Genomic DNA, 14,775 nt, shown 5'->3' with positions numbered 1-14,775 from the left:
AATAGTAATGACGAGGGCACCATGAACATAATTCCGGGAATTGGTATTGGTAAAATAAAATACGGCATGTATGAACATGAAGTTATCGACTTACTTGGTAAACCTGATCGTGTTGATGAAAGTGAATATGTAGAAGGCATGGGAAATTGGTATAGGGAGCTTTGGTATACCCCCGAAAACCTTACATTTACGTTTAAAAAAGATGATCAAAATCGTCTTGGCACCATCACAGTAATGGGCGGCGAGCATACTTTATTTAGCAAGAAAATATTTGGAAAAAAAATCAGGGCTGTTTCAAAGCTTATCGTTCAAGAAACGAACGAAATAGCAAGGTATGAAGACTGGTCCTCGGAAGAACTTCCGGAGCATGAATGTCTGCTTCATAACGGATTGGGAATAATGTTCTGGTTTGATTTTAAGGAATTAACAGAATTACAATGTAGTTATCTTTTTAAATTAGATAGTGAAACTATCATCTGGCCAGTGTCGTCATAACAAATCGCTCAAACATCGCACACTACGCGTGCTGGACAGTTTTTAAATTGTATAGATGGTTTAATGTTAACCACGGGTCAGTTTCAGCCCCCAAAAAAATCAGTAAACTATGCCCAATAAAAAACACCGCTAGCTTGAGCTTGCGGCGTTTTTTTATTGGGGCGCTGAAAACAAATTATTCAGCTTTCAGATCGGCAACCATTTCAGCCAACTCACCGCTGGCATACAGCTCTTTCATAATGTCGCTGCCACCGACGAACTCGCCCTTGATGTAGAGCTGAGGAATCGTTGGCCAGTTGGCGAATTCTTTAATACCTTGACGAATTTCTGGGTCAGCCAGCACATTTACCGCGGCGAAATTTACGCCCAGGTTTTTCAGCACTTGCACCGCGCCCGCAGAGAAACCACATTGTGGGAAAGTAGGGGTGCCTTTCATGTACAAAATCACCGGATTTTCGGTCACTTGTTGGCGGATAGTGTCTTGAATACTCATGGTAATGGCTCGCAAAGCTTGAATGATTTACTCGGGTATTGTAAAGCGGCGGCAGCGGTTGCGGCAAGCAAAATTGCGGGCTTCAAGATCAGGAAAACGGCGCTAAAATCATATACAAAGATAGAAATCGGGGGCGAAAATGATTCATTGCGTACAGCACGGCGAATTTCAATACAAATGGCAGCACAATGTATTGGTTGTTACCTACACCGGCAGTTGGAACGTGCAAGCCGTGCATGCACTACATCAAACGGTGGCCGCAAACTGGCAAGCTAGGCCAGAGCAGCGCTGGGCCATGCTCACCGACGCCAGCCACTGGGAAGGCGGCACCCAGAAGTGCTCGATGCATGGTGGGTATTTTTTGAAGATGCAGTCGCGCACGGTATGTGCGCCGTGACGGATATCTTGCCATCACACTTTCATGCCTTACTGGTCCAATCATTAGCCGAGCGCGCAAGTCGTTTGGTTACGTATCAGCGCAGCGAAAATATTCAAGCAGCAAAACTCTGGCTTGCCCAACAAGGCTTTGATATTACCCAGCATTAACGCGTCAATATTATCCGCACCGCCCGCCACTCACCCGATCGTTTTGCCCCAAATCTTGCCAGGTTTGCACATCACTAAACCCGGCCTGTAAGAGCAACTCACGGCAGGCCGCCCCCTGATCCCAGCCATGCTCGAGCAATAGCCACCCGCCTGGCTGCAAATAGCTTGGAGCGGCGGCGATAATCGTACGCAAATGGTGCAGCCCATCGTGGCCATCGGTCAGTGCACCAGTGGGCTCAAAGCGTAAATCGCCTTGATTTAAATGCTCATCATCAGCATGGATATAGGGTGGATTGGATACGATGAGATCAAATACCTCACCGGCCACCGCACTAAACCAGTTTGACTCAACAAAGCGCACAGATGCACCCAAAGCCTGTGCATTGTTGCTGGCCACAGCGAGCGCATCCGCAGATAGGTCAAGGGCACTGACTGATAAATCAGGGCGTTCAAGTTTCAGCGTGATGGGGATACAGCCAGAACCAGTACCTAGGTCAATTACTTTGCCATTTTGTGGCGCACGCTCCAGCGCCAATTCAACCAGCAATTCAGTATCGGGTCGCGGGATTAATACAGCGGGGCTGACAGCAAATTCGCGACCATAAAACTCGCGGCTACCCAATAAATACGCCACCGGCTCACCCTCACGCCGCCGCGCAGCCAAAGCAGCAAACGTGGAGTGCTGCTCATCAGTCGCAGTTTCATCATCATGCGCGATCAACCACGCCCGATTTTTTTGCAGCACATGCAACAGCAAAACTTGCGCGTCAAAGCGTTCGATTTGGCTGTATTGAATTAGGTCGCGGTAGGTTGGCAAAGGCAATCTCGGTATAAATTAATGGGGTATCTTGCTGAAAACAATATCTAGCAATTACTACAAGGCCATACATCAATCATCGCGCGTTAGCACTTCAAGCAATTCAATCTCAAACAGTAAATTGGAATTGGGTTTGATGTGCGCGCCGATCTGGCGCTCGCCGTAGGCCAGATGCGCTGGCACAAACAGTTTGCGTTTGCCGCCTACCTTCATACCCATAATGCCTTGATCCCAGCCTTTGATCACGCGGCCGGTACCGATCACACATTGAAATGGGCGACCTTTGGATACGGATGAATCAAATACCGTACCGTCTTCTAGCGTGCCGGTGTAATGCGTGGTAATCAACGCACCGCGCACGGCTTCTTTGCCATCGCCAATGGCGATATCTTCAATAATTAGTTCTGTACTCATGGCGACACTCAATTCGATTGGTCAATTGGATAGCGGAAAGTTGGGGCTGCGTGATTTTAACGCGGATCGGGGATAGTCAACATCACGCTGGCACCACCGAGCGCGCTGTGGCCTAGAGTAATGTGCCCCTGATAGGCTTGTACAATATCGGCCACTACACTCAAGCCAATACCATGCCCGGCAACCCGCTCATCCAAGCGGATGCCACGCTGCAGCGGGGCCTGGGTATCAACAAAGCCGGAGCCATCATCAGCGATGGTGATAATGAGTTCGCGCCGACTTGCCTGCAAGTGCAATTCAACGCGGGTTTTGGCCCATTTACCTGCGTTATCGAGCACATTACCCATCATCTCAAACGCATCGCCCTCATCAATGGACCATTGCAGCAAGTCATCGCAATACAGCGCAAACTGTAAATTGCGCTGCGCATGTACTTTTTGCATGCTGGCAATCAGACGTTCCGCGATTGGCTTTAAAGCTAAAACTGGCGCCAAGCTAGCCTGCCCACGCAAGGCCGCACGGCCAAGCTGATGCTGCACAATATGATCCATCCGGGTAACTTGCTCAGCCAAAGTCTGACGGTAAGCAATCGGGTCGGCGTTATCTTGTTCGGCCCGCAAAATAGCCAGCGGGGTTTTCAGGCTATGCGCCAGATCACCCAGCGCTTCACGATAGCGCTGCTGACGCGCGTGTTCTTGCTCGACCAAGCGGTTTAAACGAGTCGCGAGCGGCGCAATTTCGCGTGGGTAAACGCCATTGACCTGTTTTTGGCTACCATTTTCAATGGCCGCCAGCTCGGCTTCCAAGCGCCGCAATGGCCATAGCCCCCAACGCAACAGCAACACTTGCGCCAATAGCAGGCAGAGTGCCGCAGCGGCTAGCCAGCCCCAGAGCGCGCGCTGAAACTGAGCCAATTGCGCCGCAAAGCGCTGCGTATCTTCCAACACCATAAATCGCAAATTCTGGCTTTGCTGACCAATATTCCAGCGTACTTGGTATTCCGTCGATAAATAATCGCGCCCCGCTAGCCGCAAGGTGCGATGCTGCCATACGCCGGTTTGCAGACTGGAAAGCGGTAGCTGCGGCAGGCTTTGTGCCGAAGGTGAGCGCCACAACTCGCGCTGCGTAGGATTATCAATTTGGGCATACAGGCCAGAATGGGGAACCGACAGCAAAGGCTCGGCGATACTGCTTGGCAGCGCTAAACGCCCCTTGGCATCAAGCTCAGTAATCGCAATCAGCATATAGATTGCGCTATGCAGGCGCTCGAAATGGCTGTTACGCAGATGCTCGGAGTAAACCCCCTGCACCGCAAGCCCAGCCAAACAAAAAAAAGTTAGCAAGACCGCACTGGCGCCCCAGTGCAAACGCGCGCGGATCGATAAATTACGCCAGCCCCTCACTCGGCCTCCGTATTCCAGCGATATCCCCGGCCACGCAGGGTTTCAATTAGCCCTAGCGTTGCATCGGGGTCCAGCTTGCGACGCAAACGCCCCATTAGCACTTCGATCACATTACTATCGCGGTCATCATCGTGCGGATACAGGTAATCACTCAATGCCTGCTTGCTCACGATTTGCGGACGGTGCTGTACCAGATATTCCAGCAGACGATATTCATACGCCGTCAGCTCAACAGGGCCAGCTGCATTACGCACTTGCTGGCGCTGCAAATCAATCTGGATTGGCCCTAAATTAAGCCCAGTCGGCTGGGCTTTCAATGCACGCCGCAGCAGGGCCATAACCCGTGCCGCCAGCTCGGGAAATTCGAATGGTTTGGTGAGGTAATCGTCTGCACCGGCCTCCAGGCCAGCCACTTTATCCTGCCAATCCGAGCGCGCGGTGAGAATCAAAATCGGCATGTCGTGACCAGCAGCACGTACCCGGCGGATCAGCTCAACACCATTCAATTTGGGTAAGCCCAAATCGACAATCAGCAAATCAAACGGGTACTCACAGGCTTGATATAAGCCGTCGGCACCATCGCTGGCGGTGTCAATCCGATACCCTGCCGCAATCAGCTGGCGGGCCAGCGACTCGCGCAGCGCGGTTTCGTCTTCAATCAGGAGCAGACGCATAGTGGGCTTCTTGCGCGTGTAAACCTAGCGAACAGCGCCAGTGGCTTCATCGACAAAGACCGCCCGTACATCACCGCCGGGCGTTAGTACTTTAACGCGCCAAACCGATTTACCGGCATCGATGAATTTTTCCACGTTGAGCACCTTGCCACCGTTGGTTTTCTTTTGCGCCAAATCCGACGCTTCGTCCCGACTCACCGCGGCATACACCGAAGCTGTGCTTAAACACAGCGCTAAAATCATTACTTTGATCAACGATTTCATCAGTTTTTCCTTTTCAAGCAAGGCATTGTACCTGCAAGTAGAGCGACAACAAGGCGACCAGACTCACAAGGTCATTATTTCCAATCCTCATCGAGCTCGACCAGTAATTTTACCGGAATCCGTGCCCCCGGATTGCCAGGGTAACGATTCATATTGGCGCTATACACTTGTGAGCGATATTCGTACTCTACACGGTAATCACGTACCCGCTGACTATAGTCGTTCACCTGCCGGCACCGTTGTACCTCGCGCTGGCTGGTATCATACACAGGGCCAAGGCTGTTACGTTCGCCCAGCTGGTTACCCACCATTGCGCCAATCAATGTCCCCGCCACTGTGGCCACCTCTTTACCACGTCCTTTCCCAATTTGATGCCCGAGCACACCGCCCGCCACACCACCCACAATCGTACCCACGGTGCCATTGCCATCATAACGCGGGATATTTTCAGTTACCCATTCACTGCGGCACTCCTGCCGGGGTTGGCTCACCGTTTCATATTGCGGGGTCACACTGCGAACAATGGCGTAATCACGCTGCTTCCAGTGCGGAGCATGACCGCGCTCACCCCAATCATCGTCATACGCGAAGGCATGATGACTGAAAACGATGCCAAGCATAGCTATTGTCAGTATTGAACGCATAATATCGACTCCACACGGTTATTCACGCTACTAGCATGCCCGAGCAGTTCTGAATCAAAGCTGAATCACATATTCGTGCCACTGCGTCAGGAACTTACCGCGCAGATCGAGCTCTTATTCTGCAATCATTACGGAGTATCAAGGCGATGACATCTGCAGTAACGCGACATCATTCGAAACGCTGGGTAATCGTGCCCACTTTCTTGCTCGCAGGCTTATTGACTGCGTGCGAGCAAGCCAATCAGATCACCCAACAAGCAGCTTCTTCAGTGGTGGCACTGGTGGGCTCGGAAGTAAAAAAACAAACCGATGGTGTGATCGATCAAGTCACACAGGAGGCCAATCAGGTTTTACAGCCCTTGGGGCTTGATGCCAGCCAGATTGCCAGCTCGGTCAAAGCACAAACCGTACAGTTGGCCCAACAAGTGCTTAAATCGAATGGTGATTGGGCACAGTTGGTGCAATATAAAGGCCGCTTTCCCGCTGATATTGGCTTATTCACCGAAGTTAGCCCGATTATGCCGGAACTAAAAGGACTGCTAGGCGATCAGCTCGGCACCTTGTTAGGCCTGATGAGCACGCCAAGCTCAATACAATTTGATCGTGTTTTGTACGTGCTGGGCAATAAACCCCAAGCAACTAATGCAGATAGCGCATGGCTATCTATCGACGCAGAAAACCGTAAATTGGAAGTCGGCCTAATCCGCAATGGGACGGTCAAAGTCTATCAAAGCAAAGGTGAACCGATTTATCGACCGGCCGAGGTAGCCCAATTGATCGAGAAACATAGCAAGGGTATTGCGAAGTAAGTCAATTAATACCTTAGTCACCAGGCAATACCCTGCATTATTTTCGATAAGCGATAAACAGCGGGCGAAATAAAAAGCCTTGCACCAAATCGACGCCCAGCGCGCATGCCCGCGCTAGCTGGGCTTCGTTTTCTACCCCTTCCAGTACAGTTTGCTTCCCCGTTTCGCGCGCGTAAGCAATCAGGCTGAGCAAAGCCGATTGCTGCTTGGGGCAGTCGAGCTGATTAAACCAGCTGCGATCAAATTTCAGGCAATCAACCTGGATCAACAAGGGTAAAGACAACATTGAATGTGGCGCACCAATATCATCCAACGCCAGCGGAATGCCCTGCTGTGCCAGCACTTCGGCCATTTGCATGCTCTGGCGCGCGTCGCCAATGTCACTGTTTTCGATGATTTCAATCACTACATCCCCGCGCCGTCTTAGCAATTGCACCAGTGGATTGGCCTGACCAGGCTCATCAACCACCTGATATGCATCGGGGTCTAAATTGACAAACAAAGGCGCGTCGGGCGCGTGAGCCATCTGTAGTTGTTTCATCTGATATTCGGTCTGAAACAGCGTCAGCGGGCTATCGTGCAGCGCCCAAAAGACCCAATCGGTGCGTAAAGTCTGGCCAGCCCGATCGTAAAAGCGCGCCAGCGCTTCATAGGCCACAATGTCACCCGTGTGCGGGTTGATCAAGGGCTGGTATTCAACCCCGAAGCGTTGCTGGTCCAACATATCCAGCAAGACGCTGGCCGAGAGATGATACATAAAGTAACAAACAAGAATGGTTCTCGTTATTGTAGCAATAAGCGCCCTGCAACCCCATCAATTTTCACGGCTAAATGCAGCTCTGCACACAATATGACTAATGGGTATCACCTTAAAACCCATTAAATACATGATTAAATTGAGTATACCCCAATAGGTATTAGCGTTTCGGCCATTGCCATGCCGGGCGATCTAGACTAGTTTGCTCACACAGCTGAGTGGCTCCCAGCTCTTTGGCCAGTTGCAAGACTTGCGCTTCGCGCACCCGACTTAAGGCGGTGACCAAACGCGCCGCGTGGCTAACCACAATAATCTGGCTATGCAGCCCCGCACTGGTAATCAGGCGGGCTAAGGCGGGCAATAGATCAGGATGCAAGCTGGTTTCGGGCTCATTCAGCACCAGCAATTCGGGCGGACGCGGGCTCAATAGCGCCGCCACCAACAATAAATAGCGCAAAGTGCCGTCGGATAACTCTGCCGCGGCCAATGGTCGCAGCAGGCCGTTTTGCCACATTTGCACGCTAAAACGTCCATGATCGACGACGATCTCCACCCTTGCGCCCGGAAAAGCATCATCGACCGCCGCATCCAGCTCATCACCACGCCCCAGCTCACGAATGGTTTGTAAAGCCGCCGCCAAGTCGGCACCATCGTGTGCCAGCACTGGTGTGTAAGTACCAATCTGCGCCTGCCGCGCAGGCGCTTGCGCATCGCTGCGCAGGCAATCATAAAACCGCCACGCGCGCATCCGCTCGCGCAGCGCCAGCACTTCAGGCGCACGCAGAGGGTCGGCACAATGGCTAAACAGGCTATCGTAATCAGGTACATGGCGGCTCAACATCTGCCATTCACGGCCAGCACGCACTTTGCACAGGCTGCGGTCACGATCAGCCAGCAAGGTCGATTCGCGCAGTACAGCCCCCGCCCAAATGCACTCGCGCTTAATGTGCGGATCGCCACCAAATAGCGAAGTGGAGTCTGGCGTTGGCAGCCCCAGATCAATGGCGTAGCCAAAATCATCGGCGGCAAAACCCAGCTTCAGCGCCACCGACTCTTGTCGTTTTGTACCCTGAATAGGCATATCGCCACGCTTCATTGCGCGACTAATGGTTTCCGGCCCAGCCCACAAGGTCGACGAAAAACCACCTTCCTGCGCCAAACTGGCGACCATCCGGCCTTGGGCGCTTTCGGCCAATAAGCGCAAGGCGCGATATAAGCTCGACTTACCGCTGCCATTAGCACCAGTAATCACATTGAGCTGCCCCAATGGAATAATCAGCTCGCGCAAGGAGCGGTAATTGGCAATGGCGAGTGTATTTAGCATGATGGGTATCTACTCCAAAGACAAACAGGTCAATATCTGTAGATCAATACCTACATCAAAAACACCGTCGCCAATCCAAGAAAAATAAAGAACCCCAAGCTATCAGTCAGCGCGGTAATCATCACTGACGAGCCATACGCCGGATCACGGCCAAGCTTTTGCATGGTGAGCGGCACAAACAACCCGACCAAGGCGGCGACCAGCATATTGAGCATCATCGCGGCCGTCATCACCAAACCTAAATCCCATTTGCCATATAAAGCCCAAGCAATCACGCCAAGCACACCGCCCCAAACCAGACCATTAATTACGGCAATGCCCAGCTCCTTAATCAGCAGCATTCGAGTATTTGACGTGGTAATTTGCCCCAAGGCCAAACCACGAATAATCAGCGTTGTGGTTTGCGTACCGGTGTTACCGCCAATACCCGACACAATCGGCATCAGCGCGGCCAGCGCTACCAGATGGGAAATCGTATCCTCAAATACGCCAATCACGCGGCTGGCCACAAAGGCAGTGCAAATATTGATCGCCAACCACGGCCAGCGATTTTTTACCGCCTTGCCCACGCTGGAAAATAGGTCTTCGTCTTTCAAACCGGCCAGCGACAGGACTTCGGCCTCGGATTCTTCCCGAATCACGTCAACCATTTGATCGACGGTGATGCGGCCAATCACTTTGTGGTTGGAATCGACTACCGGCGCGGAAACCAAGTCATAACGCTCGAACGCTTGCGCCGCTTCGCCCGCATCGTCAAAGGGCTGGAAAATCACCACATCGTCGGCCATTACATCCCCGACGTATTGCTCTGGATCACTTACCAGCAGTTTATTAAGAGGCAATACCCCCTTGATGATTTCTTCATCATCCACGACAAACAGCTTATCGGTGTGCGTTGGCAACTCGTCAAAACGGCGTAAATAGCGCAACACGACTTCGAGCCGCACATCGGCGCGGATCGTCACCATCTCGAAATCCATCAGCGCACCGACTTGATCATCGGTATACGACATCGCCGATTGCACTTCGGCGCGATCTTCCGCATCCAGCGTGCCCAAGACTTCGCTTTGTACTTCCTGTGGCAAATCAGGCACCAGATCGGCCAGCTCGTCGGTATCGAGCTGCCCAGCGGCGGCGACCATTTCGTGCGGCGCCATATCGGCCAGTAGAGATTCACGCACCGCATCCGACACTTCAAGCAGAATTTCGCCGTCGTCTTCCGCGTCAACCAGCCCCCAGATCGTCAAGCGATCGGCCGGCGGCAGGGCTTCCAGAATGTGTGCAATGTCGGCCGGGTGTAGCGCCGCCAGCTTCATCTGTAATTCGGTCAGGTTCTGTCGATGGACCAGCTGCTCAACCAGATCGTGCTTGGCCATTTCCTGCTTATGCACCATGCCTTCGACGAGCTTATGGCGCTCGAGCAAGCGGATCACTTGTTGCAGACTTTCCTGCAGGCTTTCTTGTGGTTTGCGGCTGATAACGGTCATAACGGTGGCCTTGCGGGTGACGATGTCTAGGCTTCTTGTGAAAGCGCTAGCGAACAAACTGCATGGGGTTGCTGGGTGCGGCGCAGTTTAGCACGCAGCAGTGTAATACATGATGCATTGCAGCGTGCCTTGCCGCGATTGCGACTTTTCGACCAATCCGCGCTACGCCAATGTAACTTGCAATCTTTTTGTCATCTAGCACGCCTATGATCAAAGCTTTGTGCTGCGTTGCTAGCACATACTGCACAGATTTCTTTAAAGGATTGCACCATGAAACGCTGCCTGCTGCTTGCCAGTGCGCTGTTGAGTATGAGCCCACTTATGGCGGCAGAACCGACGCCACTGGTACTGAATTTACTCGGTCGCTATAGCACCAATGTGTTTGATAAAAGCGCCGCAGAGATTCCGGCCTTTGACCCGCAATCGAAACGCGGTTTTGTGGTAAATGCGCAAAAAGGTGTGGTTGAAGTCCTCGATTTAAGTCAGCCCAACCAACCCGTCTCAGTGGGTGAGCTATCCGCCACCGCCATTTTGCCCAAGGCCGTGGTCAATAGCGTGGCCGTTAAAAATGGCATCGTCGCCATTGCCATCGAAGCGCCAGTTAAAACCGATCTTGGCAAAGTGGCATTTTTCCGCGCCGCTGATTTAAGCCAGATCAGCAGCGTGAATGTGGGCGCGCAGCCCGATATGCTCACCTTCACGCCCGATGGCAAAACCGTAGTGGTTGCCAATGAAGGCGAGCCAAGTGCGGATTATCAGATTGATCCGGAAGGCTCGGTGAGCATTATCAATATTCAAAATATCAAAAAACCAAGCGTACGTACTGCCGACTTCCGCGCCTTTAATGGGCAGGAAAAACAATTGCGCCAAGCTGGTGTACGCATTGACGGCCCCTACGCCAGCGCAGCGCAAGACCTTGAACCCGAATACATTGCGATCGCCCCTGATAGCAAAACAGCATGGGTAACTTTGCAAGAAAATAATGCGCTGGCCAAGGTAGACCTGCAGCGAGGGAAAATCGCCGCAGTGCTGCCTTTGGGGCTAAAAGATCATGGCCTTGCAGGCAATGGCTTGGATGTCAGCGATAAAGACAAAAAAATCAATATCCGCACCTGGCCCGGCGTGAAAGGCATGTATCAACCTGACAGCATTGCCAGCTATAGCGTTGACGGCAATACCTACCTAGTTATGGCCAATGAAGGCGATTCGCGTGCCTGGGGTGAAGACGATAAAGCCTATTGGGCCGGTGATGCCAGCAAAGGTTTTGTTGAAGAAATTCGCGTGAAGAATTTAGTACACAAAGACGGCTTTGCCGGGCAAAAAGAGCTGCCGCCGCAATTGGCCAAATTGGCCAAAGGTGCGGTACTCAACCCTGCCGTGTTTGCCTATTGCGGGGCAACCGAGCTGAGTGCCGGCGATTGCGCCAGCGACGAGCAGCTAGGCCGCTTAACCATTGCCTGGACTCAGGGCTACCAAGTCGGGCTCGATGGGCTGCCAAAACTCAATGCCGACGGCAAACTGGTTTACGACCAGTTGGTGGCGTTTGGCGGGCGCTCATTCTCGATACGCGATGCTAATGGCAAATTAATCTGGGATTCAGGCGATCAGTTCGAACAGCTATTAGCCAAATTGGAGCCAAAGTACTTCAATACCAGCCACAGCAAAACCGCCTTTGATGATCGCAGCGATAATAAAGGCCCAGAGCCGGAAGGGGTTGCAGTGGGCAAAATTGGTGAGCGTCAGTATGCCTTCATTGGCCTGGAGCGGATGAGCGGCATTATGGCCTACGACATCAGCAATCCGCAGGCGCCAGTTTTTGCTGGCTACACCAGTACCCGCAATTTTGACGCGAAAGAAAACAAAGATGCGGGCGACCTTGGCCCGGAAGGCTTAAGTTTTGTCAGCGCCAAAGACTCACCGACTGGCGAGCCATTGCTGATTGTGGGTAATGAAGTCAGCGGCACCACCAGCATTTTCAGCATTATTCAGTAAGCAATACCGGTCGGCTAGCTACTCTTCAAGGTAGTTAGCCACCGCAATTACGATAATTTCACCACCCCCAACAGTATCAGTGGAAAAGCCGCCACTATCGCCAGCTCTGAAACTACGGGGAGATGAAACACTGGATAAATCTGCTTGGAGCTAATCCAACCAAAAATCAGCGCAGCAAATGCCAATAGCACGACACAGCCACCTAATAGCCGTCTGGGCGCTTTACTGGGTGTTGGTGCGATGACAGGCTGCCGACGCACTGGAGTGGGGCTGCTTTCAATGATCCGCAATGGTGGAATGCGAGGTGTCGACATGAGGCACACTCCTAATTGATCTGATATTGATATGCTAAATAAATGCCGCCCCAAAGCTGTGAATAAGTTGCCGCAGGCAAACCGTAAAAATAAACACAGCCACCAATATATCCCGCTGTGCAACTTGTAATTGGCGCAAGTCAGGCGCTATAAGGGCATATGAATGCTCAGTTCCCCCGAGTTGTCTTGCCTGCCGTATAATCGGCGCGCATTCTTCATCGTTTTTCAAGGCGTACGTTCATGCTCAATGCCTTCGTTCTCTCTGCTGGCCGTTTGATTCAAGTTCCTGCCCTGGTGCCGGAAGACTTATCACGACCGGAAGTGCTGTGGGTCGATATGGTGGACCCCACCGATGAGGAACGGGAGCTGGTACAACGGGTATTTCACCTAGAGCTGCCCGAAGACGAAGAACTCAAAGATTTGGAAGAATCCGCCCGCTGTTATGTGGATGACAATGGTGTCCACATCAGCTCGTTTTTCCTCACCCATGCCGAAGACGAACACCAAAACGTGACGGTGTCCTTCTTATTAAATGAAGGCCGGTTGCTAACTATTCGCCAGGAAGAACTGGCGGTGTTTAGGTTATTCCGGCTGCGTGCACGGGTTCAACCCGGTTTTGTCGCGAGCGCACAGGAAATTTTGCTGGCGATTTACGATGCGGCAGTTGAATATGATGCGGATGTACTGGAAGAAATTTACGCCAAACTCGATGGCGTAAGTCGCCGCGTACTCGATCACAGCGCCGAGATGACCGACGAGCTAATGGGCCAGGCGCTGGCCGAGCTGGCCGGGCATGAGGACATCAACGGTAAAGTGCGGCTAGATCTAATGGATACCCGCCGGGCGCTATCGTTCCTATTGCGCAGCCGCCAACTGGCCGCCGCGCAGGAAAACGATCTGCGCGAGATTTTGCGCGATCTGGAATCGCTCAATAACCACAGCGCGTTTTTGTTCGACAAGATTAACTTCTTGATGGATGCAGTGATGGGTTTGATTAATCTGGCGCAGAATAAGATTATTAAAATCTTCTCGATCGCCAGTGTAGTTTTCCTGCCACCGACGCTCGTAGCCTCGATTTACGGCATGAACTTTGCGCACATGCCCGAGTTATCAGAAAACTGGGGCTATCCTGCGGCCTTGATTTTAATGGTTTTATCGGGGATTGCCCCATACTGGTTCTTCAAACGTAAGGGTTGGCTGTAATTAAGCACCAATGGTCGTTTCAAGTGGCAATTTGGTGCACAATGCGCTATTGCTCAGACTGGCATATTGCAAAACGACCCAGTAATGACAGCGCCAACTCTTAACGCCTCCGAACGGATAGCTGAAATCCAGCGCCGCATTTATAGCGAGCCCGCTGCGGTTTTGCATTTAAGCCAAGCGCTATTGGTCGATAGTTTGCGTGCGCAAGATATTGCGACCCAAGTCCAAGCCAGCATTTTTATCTCCATTACTCGCAACCAGCTTGGCGAGCGGCATGACGATTGCACATTGCTGCTGTCGGCTTTGGAGTTGTGCGAGAAAAACGATCTGAAACTACTGGCGCTACAGGTGATGGAGCGCTTGGGGCGTGATCGCTACACCGGTGGCTTATATGCCGAATCACTGGCCTATTGGAAACAATGCATCATTGCCTGCCGCGCGCTGCGCCATTGCGGACATGCACATGTGTTAGCACTGATTGGTTTAGGCCATGTCTGTAGCGCATACAACCAGCACCTGCAAGCAGTTGAATTCCATCGCGCCGCGCTGCACTTGCTGAAACTTCATCCTGAACCGCTACTCCACATCAAAGCCAAGCTCAGTTTGGGCTGGGATTTATACAATGCAGGTCAAAGCGATGATGCTTCGCTGATTTTGCAAGAAACCGCCGAGCTGAGCCGACAATACCATTTTGGCCATTACGTCACCGAATCCTTGCTGCATCTGGGCACTATTGCACTCAAAAATCACGATTTGGCACAAGCCGAAGCCTATTTCGAGCAGTGCTTAGATTCCATGCAGGAAACGCCATCACACTGGGCCGAGTGTAATTTACTAGGGATGCTGGCTGAAGTGCGCTTTTTGCAGGGCTCACCGCAAATGGCCCGCGAGATGATTGAGCGCGGCATCAGGCTGGCGCATCAAGATGGCATGCGTCACATCGAAGCCAAGCTGAGCGCGCAAGCGGCGGGTTACTGCGCAGCGCTGAATGATTTGAATGGCATTGAATACTTTGGTCGCCAGCTTGATTTGCTGCATGAGAACAACACAACGTCTTGGAGCATTCCCGCGATCGATCTCAGTAATATCCGGCAATACCTGCCGAACACTTAGCCGGTATTGCACTACAGCCCTTACTG

At 52.1% G+C, this 14,775-nt stretch carries 17 protein-coding genes; 6 read left to right on the top strand and 11 right to left on the bottom strand.

What is annotated here, in order from left to right:
• Positions 1-21 precede the first annotated feature (21 nt).
• Entirely contained in the window at positions 22-495 is a 474-nt protein-coding gene (locus HZU75_RS08695) for a hypothetical protein (RefSeq protein WP_180305714.1), read from the top strand.
• A gap of 175 nt (positions 496-670) precedes the next feature.
• On the opposite strand, the gene grxD is transcribed toward HZU75_RS08695, so the two are convergent.
• A complete protein-coding gene (gene grxD, locus HZU75_RS08690) occupies positions 671-988 on the bottom strand; it encodes a Grx4 family monothiol glutaredoxin (RefSeq protein ID WP_180305713.1) in 318 nt (105 codons plus the stop codon).
• 139 nt (positions 989-1,127) lie between these two features.
• On the opposite strand from grxD, the gene HZU75_RS08685 reads away from it, so the two are divergent.
• On the top strand, positions 1,128-1,385 hold the full coding sequence (locus HZU75_RS08685) for a hypothetical protein (RefSeq protein WP_180305712.1): 258 nt from the start codon (positions 1,128-1,130) through the stop codon (positions 1,383-1,385).
• Between the two features lie 159 nt (positions 1,386-1,544).
• Here HZU75_RS08685 and prmC read toward each other — a convergent pair whose 3' ends face one another.
• The 6 genes from prmC to HZU75_RS08655 all read right to left on the bottom strand — a co-directional run bounded on the left by prmC (position 1,545) and on the right by HZU75_RS08655 (position 5,726).
• On the bottom strand, positions 1,545-2,351 hold the full coding sequence (prmC, locus tag HZU75_RS08680) for a peptide chain release factor N(5)-glutamine methyltransferase (protein WP_180305711.1): 807 nt from the start codon (positions 2,349-2,351) through the stop codon (positions 1,545-1,547).
• 72 nt (positions 2,352-2,423) lie between these two features.
• A complete protein-coding gene (locus HZU75_RS08675) occupies positions 2,424-2,765 on the bottom strand; it encodes an FKBP-type peptidyl-prolyl cis-trans isomerase (protein ID WP_180305710.1) in 342 nt (113 codons plus the stop codon).
• Positions 2,766-2,821: 56 nt separating this feature from the next.
• Positions 2,822-4,168 (bottom strand): ATP-binding protein, encoded by a 1,347-nt coding sequence (locus HZU75_RS08670; protein ID WP_180305709.1) that lies wholly within the window; start codon positions 4,166-4,168, stop codon positions 2,822-2,824.
• Positions 4,165-4,842 carry a response regulator transcription factor gene (locus tag HZU75_RS08665; protein WP_180305708.1) on the bottom strand — a complete coding sequence of 226 codons (678 nt, stop codon included), beginning with the start codon at positions 4,840-4,842 and terminating at the stop codon, positions 4,165-4,167. The genes HZU75_RS08670 and HZU75_RS08665 overlap by 4 nt, the downstream gene beginning before the upstream one ends.
• Positions 4,843-4,866: 24 nt before the next feature.
• Positions 4,867-5,106 carry a PepSY domain-containing protein gene (locus HZU75_RS08660; RefSeq protein WP_180305707.1) on the bottom strand — a complete coding sequence of 80 codons (240 nt, stop codon included), beginning with the start codon at positions 5,104-5,106 and terminating at the stop codon, positions 4,867-4,869.
• Positions 5,107-5,180: 74 nt separating this feature from the next.
• Positions 5,181-5,726: a glycine zipper 2TM domain-containing protein gene (locus tag HZU75_RS08655; RefSeq protein WP_180305706.1), complete on the bottom strand. Its 546-nt coding sequence runs from the start codon at positions 5,724-5,726 to the stop codon at positions 5,181-5,183.
• Between the two features lie 170 nt (positions 5,727-5,896).
• Between HZU75_RS08655 and HZU75_RS08650 the strand changes: the two genes are divergently transcribed.
• Positions 5,897-6,559, top strand: coding sequence for an Ivy family c-type lysozyme inhibitor (locus HZU75_RS08650; protein ID WP_180305705.1), 663 nt, complete (start codon positions 5,897-5,899; stop codon positions 6,557-6,559).
• Between the two features lie 37 nt (positions 6,560-6,596).
• On the opposite strand, the gene HZU75_RS08645 is transcribed toward HZU75_RS08650, so the two are convergent.
• From HZU75_RS08645 to mgtE, 3 genes are all read right to left on the bottom strand, one after another.
• Positions 6,597-7,316, bottom strand: a complete 720-nt coding sequence (locus HZU75_RS08645) for an EAL domain-containing protein (RefSeq protein ID WP_228028006.1) — start codon at positions 7,314-7,316, stop codon at positions 6,597-6,599.
• Positions 7,317-7,476: 160 nt separating this feature from the next.
• Entirely contained in the window at positions 7,477-8,640 is a 1,164-nt protein-coding gene (locus HZU75_RS08640; protein WP_180305704.1) for an AAA family ATPase, read from the bottom strand.
• Positions 8,641-8,690: 50 nt separating this feature from the next.
• A complete protein-coding gene (gene mgtE, locus HZU75_RS08635; protein WP_180305703.1) occupies positions 8,691-10,127 on the bottom strand; it encodes a magnesium transporter in 1,437 nt (478 codons plus the stop codon).
• Positions 10,128-10,397: 270 nt separating this feature from the next.
• Between mgtE and HZU75_RS08630 the strand changes: the two genes are divergently transcribed.
• Positions 10,398-12,119 (top strand): choice-of-anchor I family protein, encoded by a 1,722-nt coding sequence (locus HZU75_RS08630; RefSeq protein WP_180305702.1) that lies wholly within the window; start codon positions 10,398-10,400, stop codon positions 12,117-12,119.
• 47 nt (positions 12,120-12,166) lie between these two features.
• Here HZU75_RS08630 and HZU75_RS08625 read toward each other — a convergent pair whose 3' ends face one another.
• Positions 12,167-12,433: a hypothetical protein gene (locus tag HZU75_RS08625; protein ID WP_180305701.1), complete on the bottom strand. Its 267-nt coding sequence runs from the start codon at positions 12,431-12,433 to the stop codon at positions 12,167-12,169.
• A gap of 240 nt (positions 12,434-12,673) precedes the next feature.
• Between HZU75_RS08625 and corA the strand changes: the two genes are divergently transcribed.
• Both corA and HZU75_RS08615 read left to right on the top strand, forming a co-directional pair.
• Positions 12,674-13,636 (top strand): magnesium/cobalt transporter CorA, encoded by a 963-nt coding sequence (gene corA / locus HZU75_RS08620; RefSeq protein ID WP_180305700.1) that lies wholly within the window; start codon positions 12,674-12,676, stop codon positions 13,634-13,636.
• Positions 13,637-13,720: 84 nt separating this feature from the next.
• Positions 13,721-14,749, top strand: coding sequence for a tetratricopeptide repeat protein (locus HZU75_RS08615; protein ID WP_180305699.1), 1,029 nt, complete (start codon positions 13,721-13,723; stop codon positions 14,747-14,749).
• Positions 14,750-14,775: the final 26 nt, after the last annotated feature.

The sequence above is a fragment of the Chitinibacter fontanus genome (assembly GCF_013423785.1).
Taxonomy (GTDB): domain Bacteria; phylum Pseudomonadota; class Gammaproteobacteria; order Burkholderiales; family Chitinibacteraceae; genus Chitinibacter; species Chitinibacter fontanus.
The sequence above is the reverse complement of the archived record's forward strand: the minus strand, read 5'-3'. Positions and strand labels throughout refer to the sequence as shown.

Bases quoted from the DNA above. Each gene is read 5' to 3' on its own strand.
- HZU75_RS08695 (WP_180305714.1), top strand. From the start codon at position 22: ATGAACATAATTCCGGGAATTGGTATTGGTAAAATAAAATACGGCATG.
- grxD (WP_180305713.1), bottom strand. From the start codon at position 988: ATGAGTATTCAAGACACTATCCGCCAACAAGTGACCGAAAATCCGGTG.
- HZU75_RS08685 (WP_180305712.1), top strand. From the start codon at position 1,128: ATGATTCATTGCGTACAGCACGGCGAATTTCAATACAAATGGCAGCAC.
- HZU75_RS08675 (WP_180305710.1), bottom strand. From the start codon at position 2,765: ATGAGTACAGAACTAATTATTGAAGATATCGCCATTGGCGATGGCAAA.
- HZU75_RS08665 (WP_180305708.1), bottom strand. From the start codon at position 4,842: ATGCGTCTGCTCCTGATTGAAGACGAAACCGCGCTGCGCGAGTCGCTG.
- HZU75_RS08660 (WP_180305707.1), bottom strand. From the start codon at position 5,106: ATGAAATCGTTGATCAAAGTAATGATTTTAGCGCTGTGTTTAAGCACA.
- HZU75_RS08655 (WP_180305706.1), bottom strand. From the start codon at position 5,726: ATGCTTGGCATCGTTTTCAGTCATCATGCCTTCGCGTATGACGATGAT.
- HZU75_RS08650 (WP_180305705.1), top strand. From the start codon at position 5,897: ATGACATCTGCAGTAACGCGACATCATTCGAAACGCTGGGTAATCGTG.
- HZU75_RS08645 (WP_228028006.1), bottom strand. From the start codon at position 7,316: ATGTATCATCTCTCGGCCAGCGTCTTGCTGGATATGTTGGACCAGCAA.
- HZU75_RS08640 (WP_180305704.1), bottom strand. From the start codon at position 8,640: ATGCTAAATACACTCGCCATTGCCAATTACCGCTCCTTGCGCGAGCTG.
- mgtE (WP_180305703.1), bottom strand. From the start codon at position 10,127: ATGACCGTTATCAGCCGCAAACCACAAGAAAGCCTGCAGGAAAGTCTG.
- HZU75_RS08630 (WP_180305702.1), top strand. From the start codon at position 10,398: ATGAAACGCTGCCTGCTGCTTGCCAGTGCGCTGTTGAGTATGAGCCCA.
- HZU75_RS08625 (WP_180305701.1), bottom strand. From the start codon at position 12,433: ATGTCGACACCTCGCATTCCACCATTGCGGATCATTGAAAGCAGCCCC.
- corA (WP_180305700.1), top strand. From the start codon at position 12,674: ATGCTCAATGCCTTCGTTCTCTCTGCTGGCCGTTTGATTCAAGTTCCT.
- HZU75_RS08615 (WP_180305699.1), top strand. From the start codon at position 13,721: ATGACAGCGCCAACTCTTAACGCCTCCGAACGGATAGCTGAAATCCAG.